Raw genomic sequence first — 17,760 nt, forward strand, 5'->3', positions numbered from 1 at the left:
GCGAGGCGCCATCGACATTGAACCCGTTTGCGCGTGCCCAAGAACTGGCATCCCCACCGACACCTTCAGCATCAAGGATCTTCTGCGTCGCGGCCATTAGCTTGTCGACCGCGTCCCGACTGGCATTCGCCGCATCTGCGTTACAACGCGCCTGGACCGCTTGCACCTCCGCTAGTTGCTCTGGCGGCGGCTTCTTGGATGCGAGGATGTCATCTATCTCCTTATTGCCTGTATTCGCTATATCCGACAAGCGGCTGCGCAAATAATCGATGGCGTCCGCACCTGAATTGAAGGCCGCCGCCTTGGTCTGATACTTCTCCGCGAGATCTAGGTGAAACTTCTCGCCCTGCTGATACCGGGAAATGAGGTCGTCGGCCGTGTGGCCCTCGTTGTGGGCCGCGATCTTTGTCCAATGGGTTCGCAGGTGCTGCGAATATTCTTGTTGCTCCGCAGAAGCCTGGGCCCAGTGCTGCGCACCAGCGCGGAGTGCGGTCGACGGTGTTGGCCACCACGCCCCAACGAGCGCGGCTGACCACTTACCCGGCGGAAGGTCAGCCACCACCGTTCGCACACACGCTTTTCATTGCGGCATCTTTCGCAGTGATGTCATCGAGCGCGGCCTGATACTGCGCATCTGTAGCCACAAAATTGCTCCCCATCGCAGTAAGCGTTCCGTATGCCGCGGCCAATGCTCGAGCAGCGTCGCGGGCTTTAGCAACTAGAGCAGGATTGGCTGCGACGTTGTCAAGCATTACGGCGCCATTAGTCGTCGCGATGCGGGCCAGCGCCCGGTCTTGCCCTCCCGTATCGATGTCTACCTCCCGTGCGACGAGCTTGTAGGTGTCGCAAAGTGATTTCAGCGCTGCACTAGTCTCGGCCGCAGTGTAAGTCGGTGCCGTCGTGGTAACGACCGGTCTCGAAGCCGCCGGCCGAATCAGTGCTACCACCAACGCCATGACGGCTACTGCTGCCGTTACCGCTACTGCAATTGCTGTCCACGGTCGCGGACGAGACACCGGCGGTGGGAAGTGGGGTGCCGGCCAATTTTCCGCGGGCGGATGGGCAGCTTGCTCGTCATGATGGATCGAAGGCAGATCTCCCACCGCGTGTCCTCCTCGGGTCCGAAACCTCGCACATGACACCTAGAACTTCCTCGTGCCGCTCCACCCATCCAATAGTTGAGCAGGCGACTGGACAGCAAGCAATTCACCGCGCATTGATAGTCCTCATACGCTGGCATGAACTTCGTCTGACTGCGGTAGTTCGTGACGGGGTGTCGTCGTGTTTGCTTTCATCGACTGTACGAACCGCCCTAAGGTATTCGACCTGCTTAAACAGAAACCAGTCGCGACGGTCGGGTCCAGCAACGTGGAACTAGCTATGGCAAGTCGCGAGCAGCGCATCGCTCTTTGCGTTGACGTCGTTCGCCGAGGCTTGCCACCGCGGGTCGGTGGCGGCAGCTGAGGAAGCTACGGCCGCAGCCGTCCGATATGCGTTTGCAAGGGCGCGTGCCTCACCTGCTTGCGCAGCCGGAAGTTCACCGGTCACAGCTGCATCCAACAGAGCAGCCCCATTAGTGCGCAATCCTTCCGAGAGCTCGGACCCCCGAAGAATGTGTCTTGACTGCGTCCGAAGCAAGCGCGAAGGCCGAACACAGCTATTGGTGCGCTGCAGCAATTTGCTGAGCAGTGTAGGTAGGCATCGCCTAAGTGATTGCAGCGCTGTCAGTTTGACCACCGGTAGGTCGTGTCAGTGCGACAACTAACGCAACACTCCCTAGCAAGGCGGCAACCCCGGCCAAAGCGATTGCCGGCCATGCCCGTGGACGCGGTGGTGGCTGCATAGGAAAGGCCGGCACCCATTGCGTTGTGCGCTGACGGCGGCCCAGTGCTCGGCCCCTACCCGGGGAGCCGGAGGCGATTTCCCGACCATGCATCCTCCTCAAGTTCGCAGCGGCTTTCGGCGAAGCCGCCGCACATTCTTTCGTTCGGGCGCCTCAGTAGGTCAAAAATTGAACCGAACAGTGCCCAATCGCCGCGGCACTTTGGGTGGACTCATCCCAGGGCGCACACCTTCTTCATGGCACCGTCCGCAAAGTTGCCATTGCCGATGGCTGACTGCCATGCAGGGTCGCTACTACCGTTGACCACGCTTCCGATCGCAGTCAGGTCGCGATAAGAACGTGCGAGCGCAAGCGCAGCGGACCGCTCGTCGGGCTTTGGCCCGGGAGCCGCGGCCGCTGCCTCAAGCACGGCGCCGTTGACGGTTGCGATCCGCGCGAGTGCTGTTCCACCGCCGTTCGACTCGATCTGAACTGCGCGCGCAGCACGCGAGTACACGTCACACAGCTGTTGGTGAGAATTAGGCATGTCCGCAGCAACGCTCGACGGCACCGTGGTCGCACGCGACTGGTCTAACTTGATGGTCGCGTAAGCGCCACAATCAACGCAGCGATCGCCAGGACTGTAGCTGCTCCCGCCAAGAGCGCCCTGGCCATGCCCGTGGACGAGCTTGTCGCGGGCTGGGAAATACGGGTGACCACTGCGTTGGCCCGGGAGCGCCCGCGGTCGGCCCACTCCCAGGTGCTGGTGGCAAATCCCCGGCCATTGCGTCCTCCTCATCTCATTAACGGGCTCCGACGCTGGCTGTAAGATTTTGCGCCACGCTCCAATAGTGGAACAACTAAGTAAGCAGTGAGCAATCCCCGCTGTCCTGTGGGTGGTGACTATCCGATGCCACATACTTTCTTCATCGCGGCATCCTTCGCGTTCACGTCGGCAATGGTCGACTGCCATGCCGCAGTGTCACCCAGGCTCGCCACGGCCGCCGCATTACTGTATGCCTCGGCTAAAGCCACAGCAGCGGCTCGGTCAGCGCCTGGAAGCGCAGGGGCAGCGCTCAATGCCTGCTGGATGAGCACCGCGCCGTTGACAGTTGCAATGCCGGCACGCTCTGCGCTGTTGCCATTCGTCTCAATTTGCACTGCACGCGCGGCGAGCCTGTATGCGTCGCACAACTTTTGATGCGCAGCCGCAGTCTGATCGGTGGTAAACGAAGATGTCGGCGACGCAGTCGATGTGGGCACTGGCTTATCGGTTGAAGGCCGCGCCAACGCGACCACCAGAGCAGCGACGCCAAGCAACACGCCAAGCGCGGCCAATGCGATCGCCGGCCACGTCCGTGGACGGGTTGGCGGTTGAATGGGAAATGCTGGCGCCCATTGCGCTGGGCCTGGCGGCGGGCCGATAGTCGGTCCCTCCCCCGGAGCCGGAGGCAAATCCCCCACCATGCGTCCTCCTTTTAGTTCCAAGCGCTTCCGAGACTGTCTCTCGGAACGTCGCTTCAACAGTTGAACAGGTAATGGGCCGCCGAGCAATTACCGCCGCTTTGTGGGTGGCACCTCAGCTGCCACCACAAACGCTCCGCAACGCAGCATCCTTCGCGTTCGCATCATTAAGGGCCGACTGCCACGCTGGATCGTCGCTTCCGGTCGCCAAGCTAGATGTGGCCGCGACATTGCTATACGACTCGGCCAGCGCGAGCGCGGCGGCACGGTCGCCACGGGCAAGCGCGGGGCTACTGGTCACTGCATCTTGCAGCATCACCGTACTATTCACAGTCGCCAGATTTGCGCGATCCGGGTTCTTGCCATTTGTCTCTATCTGCACTACGCGCGCCACGAATTTATACACGTCACACAACTTCTGGTGCGCCGCAGACACGTCGGCGACGCTATAGGAGGGCGCGGCCGCGGTAGGCCCCGAACTCGAACCCGATGACCGCGACGTCGCCGCAACCAACGCAATAACCGCCACGACCGTCGAGACCAGAGCCAAAACCATCGCACCGATCGCGATCGCCGGCCACATGCGTGAGCGTGGCGCCTGCGGCGCGGAAGGCGCGGAGTAACCCGGTCCCCACTGCCCTACCGGCGGACCAGCATGCGGTACTACACCCGGATGTGAGGGCGGATCCTCCGTCACGCCCGTTCCTCAGACGTTTTGTGTTGAGGGGCCAGCGCTCGGCCGGAGCGCCTTCATGTCGGCGGCGTTGGCCTTGTCCATGTTGGTGAACCCGTTGGCCGCGTGGTGCGCCTTCGTGCCGACACCCGTGAGCGTCTCACTGTGACCCTGCAGGGTTTTCACGTGCTGGCCGTGTGCGGCCGAGACTGCACTGTGAAACGCGTCGGCCGCGGCGAAGTCACCGAACATTCCTGCTTCGACGGTTCCGCCCGCCAGTTGATCCGCGCCGTCTTGAGCGTGTCCGCCGGCGCGGTGCGACTGATTGCCTCCCGAGTGCAAAAGATCCGTATCTACGAACATCGGCACTCCTTCCGGGTCATAACACCTGTGAGCAGGCTAAATGCCGATTCTCGAGTGGTCAATTCACCGCCTCCGACACCGCGGCCGCTAGAACGCGTGGCCATTGGTGACCGAGCGCGCCGGCCGATCCCATTCCGGGTCGACGGTGAGCGGTAGCTGGAACCCGATATGCGGTAAAGACACCGTTCCGAACGGGGTGTGCACCTGACGAGGAACGGCTATCCGCGCCGGGGCCCGCTCGGGCGCGAGCATGCCTTCCCCGGCCAAACCATCGCCGTGCCCGGTGACGATCGCGGTCATGTTGTGTAGCGACTCGCTCCCCACCTCGTAGTAGAGCGAGTGGTCGGTGAACCACGGCATGACGCTGTGTGAGCCGGCGACTTCGGCACGAAACCGCACCGCCCCGAAACCCGCATGCGCCGGGTCGCCGCCCAGCCCGGCCAACGGTCCCACCGGCGCGCCGAGCGTCTCGTTGAGTCCGTTCGGAAGGTCGCTGCCCGCCTCACCGATCCAGCTGATCGCATCGGTCGACGCTGCCCCCACATACAACCTGCCGCCATCGAGATGAAAGTCCACGGCGCCGCGCGCCAAATCCGTTCCCGGGCAACCGGTTAGCACGGCGTCGTTGGCACGCATGCCGCTGTGGGCGAACGCGTCGGCCACGGTCGTGGAGCCGTAGGAGTGTCCGAGGACGGTGACGTGCGCTGGAGTCGGTCCGTCATGTGTCGCCGCGAGGCCGTTGACATCGGCGGCCAGCAGCGCACCCGCTTGCCTCGCCCGCCACGGTGTGCCGACCTGTTCCAATTCGGCGGGGTCGGTGATGGCCTGTTGCCAATGCGGCTGGCCGAATTCGGGTGCGTCATAACCCATCCAGGCCAGCACCGCGGTGGATCGCTGGGGGTCGGCTCGGGCAGCCTGTTCGTAGAGATTGGTGGCGTCGTCGGTGCCGTCCGACATCCACCCTCCCCGCACGCTGCTGTTGGTGCCCGGGACCACGACGGCCGTGTTGCGGGATTTGTCCGGGTTGCCGATCGCGATCGCGGCCCTGCCCTTGCCGCTGAACGCCAGCGGGTCATACGCCCACAGCATGATCGGCAGACCGCGGGGGGCGTCGGAGCTTTTGTCGCGCTCGAGGAACTCAATGGTCTTGACCGCGTTCTGGTAGCGGGTGATGTCGGTGATGCACAGCCCGTAGTCCTCGGGCCTGGTGAAGATATCGGCGTCCCGGTTGCGCAGCGCGCTGTCGCGCAACGTCTTTGGGTCCAGTCCGCTCCGGCGGGCGACGTCTTCCACCCTGCGCATATCTTCGTTCATCGCGGCCTGGTTCACCGCATCACGCACCTCCGCCGGAATCCCGTTGAGGTTGCCCAACTCGTGCGTGCCTTGATCGACAAGTAGCTTCTTTTGATTCGCGCTCAGCGCATCCCACCACCGCTTGACGCATTCCGGACTGCTGTCCGGCGGCGGAATGGCCAGCTCGTCGACGCCCTGAATTTCCGCCGGGTCTACACCATCTGTCCGCAAGCTCCCTAGCGCGGCCGTCAGCACCTCCGAATACCCGTCGCGAATCCGACGCAGCTGCACCACGATCGCCGCAACCTCGCTGACGGCGTCGGTGCGCAGATCGTCGGCACCACAGGTATCGCCGTCCGCCAACGCATCGCACATCTCGTCGTCGATGTCTTCGAGGTCGTATTCCAGCGCGTCCAGGTATCTCGTGCAGGCCCGCTGGGCTTCGGCCAGCGCCGCGGCGACGTTCTCCAAATCGACGGCGATCCGCGGCAATTGCCCGGCCTGCAGGCCCAGCGACCGGGTCACCCGCTGCACCTCGGCGGCATTGTTGATCGAATGATCCGCGTTTTGGTGATCCCAGGCCGCCTCGAACCGGCGCCGGGCAGCCTCGAAGGCGGCGACCGCCTCCGCCGTGCTCACTCCGGCGTCGCGAAAAGCCCGCGCCAGGTATGAAATTTGCGCGGGGCGACCGGCGTGCATGCTGGCGTTGGTCGACCATGGGTCACCGCCGGCTTGGGCGACGAGGAACGCAATGCTCAAGTGCCGCAGTAACATCGGCGTCGCTAAGTCGGCACCAGCCTCAGAGCGAGTTCGCGCCGTCGGCCAGACCGTCGCCGTCCGAATCGGTCAGCCGCACATTCCATTTGCCATCGCCGTCGGTGTCGACGTAACCGGTCACGCCGCTGTCGTCCGAGCGCAGCACCCGGTCGGCCAGCCCGTCACCATCGGTGTCGACGAGGCGGGCATCGGCGCGGCCCTGGCCGTCGAAATCGACCAGCGGGCCGCCGGTGTGTTCGACGCCGTCGAGGCCGAACCAGCGCAGCTGGCCCCCGCGGTCCATCGCCACCGCCCATGTCCCGGAGCCGTCGTCGGTGAAGTAGGCCTCGGGGGTGCCGTCGTTGTTGAGATCCAACACCGCGTGATCGACGATGCCGTCGCCGTCGAGATCGGCGAGTGCGTCGTCGCGTAATCCGTCGTGGTCGAAATCGAGTCCGATCGATTCGAAGTGACCGTCGTGGTCCAGGTCGAGGTCGGGTTGCCCGTGCCAGAAGGCGGCGCCGTTATCGCCAGCCATGCAATAGTCCATGGCTATTCGGACGCGTGGCTGCCGCTACTCGTTCCCCCGAGACGTCCACCACGCCAACAACTCTGTGGTCGCCTCCTCGTTGTCCAACGGGCCGCGCTCGAGTCGGAGTTCCTTCAGAAACCGCCAGGCCTCGCCGACCTGAGGACCGGCCGGGATGCCGAGCAGCTCCATGATCTGGTTGCCGTCCAAATCGGGACGCACCCGCGCCAGATCCTCCTGAGCGGCCAGCTCGGCGATCCGCGTCTCGAGCCGGTCATAGCTGGCCTGCAACCGCGCGGCCCGACGCTTGTTGCGCGTCGTGCAGTCGGCTCGCACCAATTTGTGCAACCGCGGCAGCAGCGGACCGGCATCGGTGACGTAGCGGCGCACCGCGGAATCCGTCCACTTGCCGTCGCCGTAGCCGTGGAACCGCAGGTGCAGATACACCAGTTGCGAGACGTCCTCGACCATCTGCTTGGAATATTTCAACGCCCGCAACCGTTTTCGCACCATCTTGGCGCCGACGACCTCGTGGTGATGAAAGCTCACGCCGCCGTTGGGCTCGTGGCGCCGAGTGGCGGGCTTGCCGATGTCGTGCAGCAGCGCTGCCCACCGCAGCACCAGGTCCGGGCCGTCGTCTTCCAGGGCGATCGCCTGACGCAGCACCGTCAGCGAGTGTTGGTAGACGTCCTTGTGTTGGTGGTGTTCGTCGATGGCCATCTGCATGCCGCCCACCTCGGGCAGCACCACCTCACCCATGCCGGTTTGCACCATCAGGTCGACGCCGGCCGTCGGGTCCGCGCCGAGCACCAGCTTGTCCAGCTCGGCGGCCACCCGTTCGGCGCTGATCCGAGACAACTGCGGGGCCATCTGTTCGATCGCCTCGCGGACCCGCGGCGCAACGCCGAAGCCGAGCTGCGAGACGAACCGCGCCGCGCGCAGCATCCGCAACGGGTCGTCGCCGAAGGACACCTCCGGCGCGGCGGGGGTATCCAGCACGCGATCGCGCAGCGCCGCCAAACCGCCCAGCGGATCCAGGAATTCACCGGGCCCGTCCGGCGTGATGCGGACGGCCATCGCGTTGGCCGTGAAGTCGCGGCGCACCAGATCGTCTTCGAGGCGATCGCCGAAGCGCACCTCGGGATTCCGGGATACCTGATCGTAGGTGTCCGCGCGAAACGTGGTGATCTCCAGCCGGTGCTCGCCCTTGCCGACGCCGACGGTGCCGAATTCGATCCCCGTGTCCCACAGGTTATCGGCCCACCGGCGCAGGATCTGCTGCACCTGCTCGGGACGGGCGTCGGTGGTGAAATCCAGGTCGGGGCTCAACCTGCCCAGCAAGGCATCCCGCACCGAACCTCCGACGAGATAGAGCTCGTGGCCCGCGGCGTCGAACGCGGAGCCGAGCTCGGCCAGCATGGGCGCGTGCCGATTCAGAGCGACCGCGGCGGCGGTCAGCAGGTCGGCATCCTGGGCGGCGTCTGGCACGTTCGATCAGCCTAGTCGGGTGGGGACGAAAAGCCCGTGTGAGGAGCCTCGCACGTCACCAAAGGTGAATTGACCGGGCGCTGAGCGTCAGTAACCTCGCGCGAGAATCGGTCGCTCCTTCCCGTCAGGAATCACGCCATGCCGTTATCTGTCCGATCGAAGTCTCTCGATGCACGCGCCTGGCGCACGGCGACGCTGTCGGCGCCCTTCGTCATCCAAGGCCTTCTGGCGATACTGATCGTCAACGCATGGTTACTGGGCAAGTGGCCATTCGGCACGCACAGCGCCTCCGCGGGCGAGCGCCCCTGGCTGAGCGCCGCGCTGTTGGTAACGACGGTCGAGGGCTTGTTGATCAGCGCCGTGCTTCGCACCGCGCAATCGTCACGCCGCCGTGGCCTTTCGCTCAGCGTCGCGAGCTGTTCCGCTGTCCTCCTCATCGGTGGAGCTGTGTTTGCCTACGTGGTTCTGCGCTGAAAGGTCCTGTGATGGCCGATGAATCGCTAATTCCGGCATCGAAATCCCGCTATGGCCCGGTCACTTTCGGGGTAGCGGTACTACATCTTTTCGTCGTCGAGTTCACCACTTGGCTCTTCATGCCGTACTCGATCGTTTTTGTACTTCCCGTCGTCCTGATCTACATGGCGATCGCTGCTCTGGTTATGCAGGCCTCTGGAACGATGGGCCAAATCGGGCGCGGAATGCTCATAGGCAGCCTGTCTGGACCACTCTCACTACTGATCTTCGGTGGGGTATGGGCGATCGCGCACGCGATAGGCCCGTTCTGACGAGACACATTCCGCCGTGAGCTCGCGCGCTCACCGCGCGGCGAGTATCTCCGGGAGAATATGCCGTGCCAGCTACTATCGCTTGGGTGTCGGACGGCGAACAAGGCAAACCACGTCGGCGCCGGGGGCGGCGCCGGGGCCGTGGTGCCGCGAATTCGTCCGAGAATCAAACCACCGGTCAAGCGACCGGCGACTCGACGGCCACCAAGTCGCGCCGCTCAAGAGCGTCTCGCCGCGGACCGGACCAGCTGCGCACCGTCCACGAAACCTCCGCCGGGGGGTTGGTCATCGACGGTCTCGACGGCCCGCGGGAATCACAGGTCGCCGCCCTGATCGGGCGCATCGACCGGCGCGGACGAATGCTGTGGTCGCTGCCCAAGGGGCACATCGAACAAGGTGAGACCGCCGAGCAGACCGCAATCAGAGAGGTCGCCGAAGAGACCGGCATCCGGGGCAGTGTGCTGGCCGCGCTGGGCCGCATCGACTACTGGTTCGTCACCGACGGCCGCCGCGTGCACAAGACCGTGCACCACTACTTAATGCGCTTCTCCGGCGGCGAGCTGTCCGACGAGGATCTCGAAGTCGCCGAGGTCGCCTGGGTGCCCATGGGTGAACTGCCGTCCCGGCTCGCCTACGCCGACGAACGCCGCCTGGCCAAGGTGGCCGACGAGCTGATCGACAAGTTGCGAAGCGACGGCCCGGCCTCGCTTCCACCGCTGCCGCCCAGCGCGCCGCGGCGCCGCCCGCAGACACATTCGCGGACCCGGCATGCGGACCACCCGGCCGCTGGCCGGAAGAACGGCCACGGACCGGGGCCGTGACCGCTCTACATCTGCGTTGGGCCGGCCTGGCGCGCGTCGCCGCCGTGCTCGCCATCGTGGCCGGACTCGCGGCGCTCACCGGCCCGGTGATGCCGCGCGCGGCGGCGGGCGAGCCCGGGGTGACGCCGTTCGTCCGCGTCCGCATCGATCAAGTCACCCCGGACGTGGTCACCACGACCAGTCCACCCGTCGTGACCGTCAGCGGCATGGTGACCAACATCGGCGACCGACCGGTCCGCGACGTCATGGTCCGGCTCGAGCACGCCGGCGCCGTCACCGCCTCCGCGGGCCTGCGCACCACCCTCGACGGCGATACCGACGGCTACCAGGCCGCCGCCGACTTCCTCACCGTGGCGCCCGAACTGCAGCGCGGGCAAGAAGTCGGCTTCACCCTGTCGGCCCCGCTGCGGGCGCTGAGCAAGCCGTCGCTGGGCGTGGAAAAGCCCGGCATCTACCCGATCCTGGTCAACGTCAACGGCACACCCGACTACGGCGCACCCGCGCGGCTGGACAACGCGCGCTTCCTGCTTCCCGTGGTCGGGGTGCCACCCGATCGCGCCGACGACATCGGCTCGGCCGTCGCGCCCGACACCTCCAAACCCGTCGCGATGACCATGCTGTGGCCGCTGGCCGACCGGCCCAGGCTGGCGCCCGGCGTGCCGGGCGGAACCATCCCGGTGCGGTTGGTCGACGACGACCTGGCCACCTCGTTGGCCAGCGGCGGCCGGCTCGACATCCTGCTGGCCTCCGCCGAAGTCGCCACCAGTCACGACGTCGACCCCGACGGCGCCGTCGGCCGCGCGTTGTGCCTGGCGATCGACCCGGACCTGCTGGTCACCGTCAACGCGATGACCGCCGGCTACGTCGTCTCCAACTCCCCCGACGGACCCGGTCAGCTGCCCGGCACCCCGACCCATCCCGGCGCCGGGCAGGCCACCGCGACCGAATGGCTGAACCGCCTGCGCGCGCTGGCGCACCGGACCTGCGTGGCTCCGCTCCCCTACGCGCAGGCCGATCTGGACGCCGTGCAGCGCGTCAACGATCCCGGCCTCAGCGCCATCGCCACCACGAGCGCCAACGGCATCATCGACAAAATCCTGGACGTCGCCTCCACCCGCGGCGCCACGCTGGTGCCCGACGGCCCCCTGACCGACCGTGCGGTCAAGCTGCTCAGCGGCAACGACACCACCGTCGCGATCGCCGCCGCCGACCTGTCGGCCACCGAGGCACAGGACTCCGCCGCGACGGGCGTCGACATCGCGCCGCGGCGATTGACCCCGCAGGTCGCGGTCGCGCCGTTCGACCCCGCCGTCGGCGCCGCCCTGGCCGGCGCCGGCACCTCCCCCGAGGCGCCGACATACCTGGACTCGTCACTCACCGTCCGGCTCGGCCACGATTCGGTGACCGCACGCCGCCAGGACGCCTTGGGCTCGATCTTCTGGCACGCCCTCCGGCGTGACGACCCGCGCACCCAGATCCTGGTGCCGCCGACGACGTGGAACCTGCAGGCCGACGACGCCCAGGTCATCTTGACCGCCCTGACCACCACCATCCGGTCCGGCCTGGCGGTGCCGCGCCCGCTGCCGGCGGTGATCGCCGAGGCGAACCAGGCGGCCCAGTCGCGCGACCAATCCACGCAACAGGCCGGCACCGACAACTCTCCCCGCGGCCAGTTCGGCGACGACGTCACCGCCGGCATCGCCAGCCAGGTCGGTCGGTTGTGGGGACTGACGTCTTCGCTGATGACCGACGACCGCACCGGGCTGACCGGCGTCCAGTACACCGCGCCGCTGCGCGAGGACATGCTGCGCGCGCTGAGCCAGTCCGAACCGCCCGACACCCGAAACGGATTGGCTCAGCAACGCCTGGCGGTGGTCGGCAAGACCATCAACGACTTGTTCGGCGCGGTGACGATCGTCAACCCCGGCGGCTCCTACACCCTGGCCACCGAGCACAGCCCGCTGCCGCTGGCGCTGCACAACGGCCTGGCCGTTCCGATCCGGGTGCGGCTGCACGTCGATGCGCCGCCGGGCATGAACGTCACCGACATCGGTCAGATCGAACTGCCCCCCGGTTACCTCCCGCTGCGCATTCCCGTCGAAGTGAACTTCACCCAACGCGTCGCCGTCGACGCGACCCTGCGGACCCCGGACGGTCTGCGGCTGGGCGAGCCGGTCCGGTTGTCGGTGCATTCCAACGCCTACGGCAAGGTCCTGTTCGCCATTACGCTGTCCGCGGCGGCGGTGCTGGTTCTGCTAGCCGGCCGGCGGCTGTGGCACCGGTTCCGTGGCCAGCCCGACCGCGCCGACCTGGACCGCCCCGATCCACCCGACGCCCGGCACGCGACCGCAGACGAGGCGCGCGACGACCCCGACCACGGGGTGGATCAGGAGCACGTCGAAGAAGAGCACCGAGTATGACGCCCGCCTACCGGCAGGCCCAGCACCACCACCGCCTGCCCGAGTCGGCCCGGCCTTCCCGGGCGCCGGGCTCACCGCCGACCGGCCCGCTGCCGCCCGTCGCCGCCGAGATCGACCGGCGCCGCCCCGAGCTGTCCGACTCCGCGCTGGTCTCGCGGTCGTGGGCGATGGCCTTCGCCACGCTGATCAGCCGGCTCACCGGCTTCGCCCGCGTGGTGCTGCTGGCCGCGATCCTGGGCGCCGCGCTGTCCAGCGCATTCTCGGTGGCCAATCAGCTACCCAACCTGGTGGCCGCCCTCGTGCTGGAGGCGACCTTCACCGCGATCTTCGTGCCGGTGCTGGCGCGCGCCGAGCAGAGCGACCCTGACGGCGGCGCGGCCTTTGTGCGGCGCCTGGTCACGCTGACGACGGCGCTGCTGATCGTCGCCACCGCACTGTCGGTGGTGGCCGCCCCGCTGCTGGTGCGGCTGATGCTGGGCCGCGCGCCGCAGGTCAACGAACCGCTGACCATCGCGTTCGCCTACCTGCTGCTGCCCCAGGTCCTCGCCTACGGCCTGACCTCGGTGTTCATGGCGATCCTGAACACCCGCAACGTGTTCGGGCCCACGGCGTGGGCACCGGTCGTCAACAACGTCGTCGCGCTGATCACCCTGGCGATCTACGTGCTGGTTCCCGGTGAACTGTCCGTCGACCCCGTCCGCATGGGCAACGCCAAGCTGCTGGTGCTCGCCGTGGGCACCACCCTGGGCGTGTTCGCCCAAACCGGGCTGCTGCTGGTGGCACTGCGCCGCCAGCGTGTCGACCTGCGCCCGCTGTGGGGAATCGACCAGCGCCTCAAGCGCTTCGGCACCATGGCCGCCGCGATGGTGCTCTACGTGCTGATCAGCCAGCTCGGCCTGGTCGTGGGCAACCAGATCGCCAGCACCGCGGCGGCGTCGGGCCCCGCGATCTACAACTACACCTGGCTGGTGCTGATGCTGCCGTTCGGCATGATCGGCGTGACGGTGCTGACCGTGGTGATGCCGCGGCTGAGCCGCAACGCCGCCGCCGACGACACCAAGGCCGTGCTCGGCGACCTGTCCCTGGCCACCCGGCTGACGCTGATCACGCTTATCCCAATCGTGGCGTTCATGACCGTCGGCGGTCCCGCAATGGGCAGCGCCCTGTTCGCCTACGGCCACTTCGGGGACGTCGACGCCGGCTACCTGGGTGCCGCGATCACCCTCTCGGCCTTCACGCTGATCCCGTACGGGCTGGTGCTACTGCAGCTGCGGGTCTTCTACGCCCGCGAACAGCCGTGGACGCCGATCGTCATCATCCTCGTCATCACGGCCGTCAAGATCCTGGGCTCGGTGCTGGCGCCGCACGTCACCCACGACCCCAAGCTGGTGGCCGGTTTTCTGGGGCTGGCCAACGGCGCCGGCTTTCTGGCCGGCGCGGTCATCGGCTACGTGCTGCTGCGCCGCGCCCTGCTACCCGCCGGGGGCCACCTGATCGGTGCCGGCGAAGTCCGCACGATCCTGGTGACGCTCACCGCGTCCATGCTGGCCGGATTGATCGCCCACGTGGTCGACCGGCTGCTCGGACTGGATCAGCTCACCGCCCACGGCGGTGCCGGTTCCCTGCTTCGCCTGTTCGTGCTGGGGCTCATCATGCTGCCGATCACCGCCGCAGTCATGCTGCGCGCGCAGGTGCCCGAGGCGCGGGCAGCGCTGGATGCCCTGCGGTACCGCATCACCGGCCGCGGACCACGCCCGCGCAATCCCAGTGCGAAGGATCGATCGTCTCACCGGCGCCCCGTCACGTACCCTGAGCAGAGGAATTCATCCCCGCCTGGGGTAAATGCGGTCCAGGAGCCGATCCGGCGCAGGCCTCCGGAGCGGGCGAACCGAGCCCGGCAAGCGAAAGGACCGGAGGTGACCGACCGCCCGATGGAAAGCGCAGCCCCCAGCGCTGGATCTGGCGCGAGTTCCGGCACGCCACGGCCGCTCGCCGACGACTTCCAGCCGGACATCCCGGCCGAGGAGCCGCCCCGGTCCGCCCCGCGCCCCGCCGAACACGCCAACGGCGATATCCGCGGCGACGCCCGACGCGCACCGACGCCGTTCGAACCGCCGCGCGAGCGTTCGGCGGACACCGCGGGAGACGACGTGCACTTGGTCCCCGGCGCCCGGATCGCCGGCGGGCGGTATCGGCTGCTGGTGTTCCACGGCGGCGCCCCGCCGCTGCAGTTCTGGCAGGCGCTGGATACCGCCCTGGATCGGCAAGTGGCGCTGACGTTCGTCGACCCGGACGGCGCCCTGCCCGACGAGGTCCTCCAGGAGATCCTGTCGCGCACCCTACGGCTCAGCCGCATCGACAAACCCGGCATCGCCCGGGTCCTCGACGTGGTGCACACCGGCTCGGGCGGCCTGGTGGTCTCCGAGTGGATTCGGGGCGGTTCGCTGCAGGAGGTGGCCGACACCGCGCCCTCACCGGTGGGCGCCGTCCGGGCCATGCAGTCGCTGGCCGCCGCCGCCGACGCGGCACACCGCGCCGGTGTCGCGCTGTCGATCGACCACCCCAGCCGGGTGCGGGTCAGCATCGAAGGCGACGTCGTGCTGGCCTACCCCGCGACCATGCCCGAGGCCAACCCGCAGGACGACATCCGCGGCATCGGCGCGGCGCTCTACGCCCTGCTGGTCAATCGGTGGCCGCTGCTGGAAAGCGGGGTGCGCAGCGGACTCGCGGCGGCCGAACGCGACTCGGCCGGCAACCCCGTCGAGCCCATGTCCGTCGACCGCGACATCCCCTTCCAGATCTCCGCCGTCGCCGTCCGAGCGGTCCAAGAGGACGGCGGAATACGTAGCGCCTCAACGCTTTTGAACCTGCTCCAGCAGGCCACCGCGGTCGCCGACCGCACCGAGGTGCTCGGCCCGATCGACGATTCGCCCTCGCCGTCGGCGGCTCTGATCTCACCCGGTCAGGAGCAGGCGACCCTTGCGCGGCGGCGGCGCAACGTGCTCATCGGGGTCGGCGCCGGCCTCGCCGTCATCGTGGTGGCCCTACTGGTGCTGGCGTCGATCGTGAGCAAGATCTTCGGCAATGTCGGTGGCGGCCTCAACAAGGATGAGCTGGGCCTCAACGGCCCCTCGTCGTCGTCCGCATCGGCATCGTCGAGCGCCCCGCCCGCCGCCGCGGGCAGCGTCGTCAAACCGACCAAAGCGACGGTCTTCTCCCCCGACGGTGACGCCGACAACGCCGGGACGGCCGGGCAGGCCATCGACGGCGATCCGTCGACGGCCTGGGCGACCGAGGTCTACACCGACGCCGTTCCGTTCCCTAGCTTCAAGCAGGGCGAAGGGTTGATCCTGCAGCTGCCCAGCCCCACCGTGGTCGGCCAGGTCACCATCGACACGCCCAGCAACGGGACCAAGGTGGAGATCCGCGCCGCGTCCTCGTCGTCGCCGTCCAGCCTCAACGACACGACCGTGTTGGCCCCGGCCTTCACGCTCAAGCCCGGCCACAACGTGATCCCGGTCCGGGCCGGCTCGCCGACATCGAATGTGCTGGTGTGGATCTCGACGCTGGGATCCACCAGCGGCAAGAGCCAGGCCGGATTTTCGGAGATCACGGTCCAGGCCGCGTCCTAATCCGCGGCGCTTGTCGGCCACTCACATCGACCCTTCCGAGTGAAGTGCCGGGCCATACGCAATTGGTTACTGTCCGGCCGTGGGCTTCGGAAGAAACGCCAAGCGTGAGCGCAGTGACGCCGAGCTGCTGGCAGCCCATGTGGCCGGCGACCGTTACGCATTCGGCGAGTTGTTCGGGCGTCATCAGCGGCACCTGCACCGGCTCGCCCGGCTGACGACTCGCACCCCGGAAGACGCGGAGGACGCGCTGCAGGACGCCATGCTCTCGGCACACCGCGGCGCCGGCGCGTTCCGGCACGACGCCGCCGTCGGCAGCTGGCTGCACCGCATCGTCGTCAACGCGTGTCTGGACCGGCTGCGCCGCACCAAAGCGCATCCGACCGTCCCGCTCGAAGACATCTATCCGGTCGCCGATCGCACGGCTCAGGTCGAGACCACGATGGCCGTGCAGCGCGCGCTGATGCGGCTTCCCGTCGAGCAACGGGCCGCGGTGGTGGCCGTCGACATGCAGGGCTATTCGGTCGCCGACACCGCCCGGCTGCTCGGCGTCGCCGAAGGCACGGTCAAGAGCCGCTGTGCGCGCGGACGGGTGCGGCTCGCCGAACTGCTGGGCTACCTCAACGCCGGCGCACACGCCCTGCCGGACACCGCCACCGGCCAGGGGCTGAACTAGCCGACCGAAAGACCGCCGCAGCGGGCCACGCGTGGCCATCGCTGCGTGCATGACGGACACTGGGTCCGATGGATGTGGCGGGCGACGATGCGGCGGATCACCGCAATGCGGGATCGGACCCACCGCTGACCGTCGAACTCCTCGCCGACCTACAAGCCGGAATCCTCGACGACGCGGCCGCCGCCCGCGTCCGCCGGCAAATCCGCGCCGATCCGCACGCCGCCGGCGTGCTGGATGCCCTGAACCAGGTCCGCCGCGACGTCGCCGCCGTCGGCGCCGACCCCGATTCGGCGCCGGACCCTCCCCCTGAGGTGGTCGGCCGGGTTTCCGCGACGCTGCGCTCGGCGGGTCCCGGGTCCGGGGAATCGGCCGCGCCCCCCGCGCACACCGCCCGCCCACGCATCCGCCCTGGCCGCACCCTCGCCGCAGCTGCCGGCCTGTGCGCGGTACTCGCCGCGATCGGCTTCGGCACCATCGCGCTCCTACACGCACCCGAATCCGCACCGGACACCCCCGGCGACATCCAGCACATCACGCTGTCGACCTCGCCGATGGAGATCCCGCTTTCGCAAAGCGACATCCTCGGCCTGCTCGACCGCAGCCCCGATTACGGCGCCCTCGGCGACCCGGCGCGGCGCGCCTCTTGCCTCACCGGCCTCGGCTATCCGGCATCCACGCAGGTCCTGGGTGCGCGACCGGTCCAGATCAACGCCCGCCCGGGCATCATTCTGGTGATCCCCGGTGACAGCCCCCACGTTCTGGCGGTGTTTGCGGTCTCCCCGAACTGCAGCGCGGCCGATACCGGGCTACTGGCCAACACCCAGGTCCCCCGGCCCTAGTGTGGTGCCATGGGTGGTGCGACACACCCGGGAACAGCCGTGCTTACGCTGGCGTTTACACAGTTCCAGAGACGATCGCTTGAAAGGTTTTCATGACCGCCGACGCTGTGCATGACGTGATCATCATTGGTTCGGGTCCTGCTGGGTATACCGCGGCGTTGTATGCGGCGCGGGCGCAGTTGGCGCCGGTGGTGTTTGAGGG

At 67.6% G+C, this 17,760-nt stretch carries 16 protein-coding genes; 8 read left to right on the top strand and 8 right to left on the bottom strand.

Annotated features, from left to right (window positions below; all coding sequences use genetic code 11):
• Positions 1–551: 551 nt before the first annotated feature.
• The 8 genes from A5646_RS27990 to A5646_RS10185 all read right to left on the bottom strand — a co-directional run bounded on the left by A5646_RS27990 (position 552) and on the right by A5646_RS10185 (position 8,388).
• Positions 552–1,016 (bottom strand): hypothetical protein, encoded by a 465-nt coding sequence (locus tag A5646_RS27990; protein WP_231998283.1) that lies wholly within the window; start codon positions 1,014–1,016, stop codon positions 552–554.
• Between the two features lie 1,038 nt (positions 1,017–2,054).
• Positions 2,055–2,339 (bottom strand): hypothetical protein, encoded by a 285-nt coding sequence (locus A5646_RS29840; RefSeq protein WP_231998281.1) that lies wholly within the window; start codon positions 2,337–2,339, stop codon positions 2,055–2,057.
• Between the two features lie 386 nt (positions 2,340–2,725).
• Entirely contained in the window at positions 2,726–3,376 is a 651-nt protein-coding gene (locus tag A5646_RS28005; protein ID WP_082984697.1) for a hypothetical protein, read from the bottom strand.
• Positions 3,377–3,401: 25 nt separating this feature from the next.
• Positions 3,402–3,722 (bottom strand): hypothetical protein, encoded by a 321-nt coding sequence (locus A5646_RS28010; protein ID WP_197505160.1) that lies wholly within the window; start codon positions 3,720–3,722, stop codon positions 3,402–3,404.
• 270 nt (positions 3,723–3,992) lie between these two features.
• A complete protein-coding gene (locus A5646_RS10170) occupies positions 3,993–4,322 on the bottom strand; it encodes a DUF2563 family protein (protein WP_066877760.1) in 330 nt (109 codons plus the stop codon).
• 87 nt (positions 4,323–4,409) lie between these two features.
• A complete protein-coding gene (locus A5646_RS10175; RefSeq protein ID WP_067021521.1) occupies positions 4,410–6,389 on the bottom strand; it encodes an alpha/beta hydrolase in 1,980 nt (659 codons plus the stop codon).
• Positions 6,390–6,414: 25 nt separating this feature from the next.
• Positions 6,415–6,921, bottom strand: coding sequence for a pullulanase (locus tag A5646_RS10180; RefSeq protein ID WP_067021522.1), 507 nt, complete (start codon positions 6,919–6,921; stop codon positions 6,415–6,417).
• A 24-nt stretch (positions 6,922–6,945) separates the two neighbouring features.
• Positions 6,946–8,388: a CCA tRNA nucleotidyltransferase gene (locus A5646_RS10185; protein WP_067021523.1), complete on the bottom strand. Its 1,443-nt coding sequence runs from the start codon at positions 8,386–8,388 to the stop codon at positions 6,946–6,948.
• A 138-nt stretch (positions 8,389–8,526) separates the two neighbouring features.
• Between A5646_RS10185 and A5646_RS10190 the strand changes: the two genes are divergently transcribed.
• The 8 genes from A5646_RS10190 to A5646_RS28895 form a co-directional block, all read left to right on the top strand.
• Complete coding sequence (locus A5646_RS10190; protein ID WP_231998282.1) at positions 8,527–8,862, top strand: hypothetical protein; 336 nt, start codon at positions 8,527–8,529, stop codon at positions 8,860–8,862.
• Positions 8,863–8,873: 11 nt separating this feature from the next.
• The gene (locus A5646_RS10195) at positions 8,874–9,173 is read left to right on the top strand and encodes a hypothetical protein (RefSeq protein ID WP_066861895.1); all 300 of its coding nucleotides are present in this window, start codon (positions 8,874–8,876) and stop codon (positions 9,171–9,173) included.
• Between the two features lie 86 nt (positions 9,174–9,259).
• Positions 9,260–9,994 (top strand): NUDIX hydrolase, encoded by a 735-nt coding sequence (locus A5646_RS10200; protein ID WP_066861891.1) that lies wholly within the window; start codon positions 9,260–9,262, stop codon positions 9,992–9,994.
• Positions 9,991–12,414: a hypothetical protein gene (locus A5646_RS10205; protein ID WP_067021526.1), complete on the top strand. Its 2,424-nt coding sequence runs from the start codon at positions 9,991–9,993 to the stop codon at positions 12,412–12,414. The genes A5646_RS10200 and A5646_RS10205 overlap by 4 nt, the downstream gene beginning before the upstream one ends.
• Positions 12,411–16,046: a murein biosynthesis integral membrane protein MurJ gene (locus tag A5646_RS10210; protein ID WP_067021528.1), complete on the top strand. Its 3,636-nt coding sequence runs from the start codon at positions 12,411–12,413 to the stop codon at positions 16,044–16,046. Before A5646_RS10205 ends, A5646_RS10210 begins: the two co-directional genes overlap by 4 nt.
• Before the next feature lie 79 nt (positions 16,047–16,125).
• Positions 16,126–16,719 (top strand): RNA polymerase sigma factor SigM, encoded by a 594-nt coding sequence (sigM, locus tag A5646_RS10215; RefSeq protein ID WP_066877777.1) that lies wholly within the window; start codon positions 16,126–16,128, stop codon positions 16,717–16,719.
• A 68-nt stretch (positions 16,720–16,787) separates the two neighbouring features.
• Positions 16,788–17,558: a hypothetical protein gene (locus tag A5646_RS10220; RefSeq protein ID WP_067021530.1), complete on the top strand. Its 771-nt coding sequence runs from the start codon at positions 16,788–16,790 to the stop codon at positions 17,556–17,558.
• Between the two features lie 92 nt (positions 17,559–17,650).
• Positions 17,651–17,760 (top strand): FAD-dependent oxidoreductase (locus A5646_RS28895; protein ID WP_156752882.1); only part of this gene is annotated, 110 nt, incomplete at its 3' end.

The organism is Mycobacterium sp. 1245499.0, assembly GCF_001673615.1.
Classification (GTDB): Bacteria; Actinomycetota; Actinomycetes; order Mycobacteriales; family Mycobacteriaceae; genus Mycobacterium; species Mycobacterium europaeum_A.

What these genes read in the sequence shown, in the direction of transcription:
- A5646_RS10170 (WP_066877760.1), bottom strand. Translation starts at nt 4,322, where the DNA reads ATGTTCGTAGATACGGATCTTTTGCACTCGGGAGGCAATCAGTCGCAC.
- A5646_RS10175 (WP_067021521.1), bottom strand. Translation starts at nt 6,389, where the DNA reads ATGTTACTGCGGCACTTGAGCATTGCGTTCCTCGTCGCCCAAGCCGGC.
- A5646_RS10180 (WP_067021522.1), bottom strand. Translation starts at nt 6,921, where the DNA reads ATGGACTATTGCATGGCTGGCGATAACGGCGCCGCCTTCTGGCACGGG.
- A5646_RS10190 (WP_231998282.1), top strand. Translation starts at nt 8,527, where the DNA reads ATGCCGTTATCTGTCCGATCGAAGTCTCTCGATGCACGCGCCTGGCGC.
- A5646_RS10195 (WP_066861895.1), top strand. Translation starts at nt 8,874, where the DNA reads ATGGCCGATGAATCGCTAATTCCGGCATCGAAATCCCGCTATGGCCCG.
- A5646_RS10210 (WP_067021528.1), top strand. Translation starts at nt 12,411, where the DNA reads ATGACGCCCGCCTACCGGCAGGCCCAGCACCACCACCGCCTGCCCGAG.
- A5646_RS10220 (WP_067021530.1), top strand. Translation starts at nt 16,788, where the DNA reads ATGGATGTGGCGGGCGACGATGCGGCGGATCACCGCAATGCGGGATCG.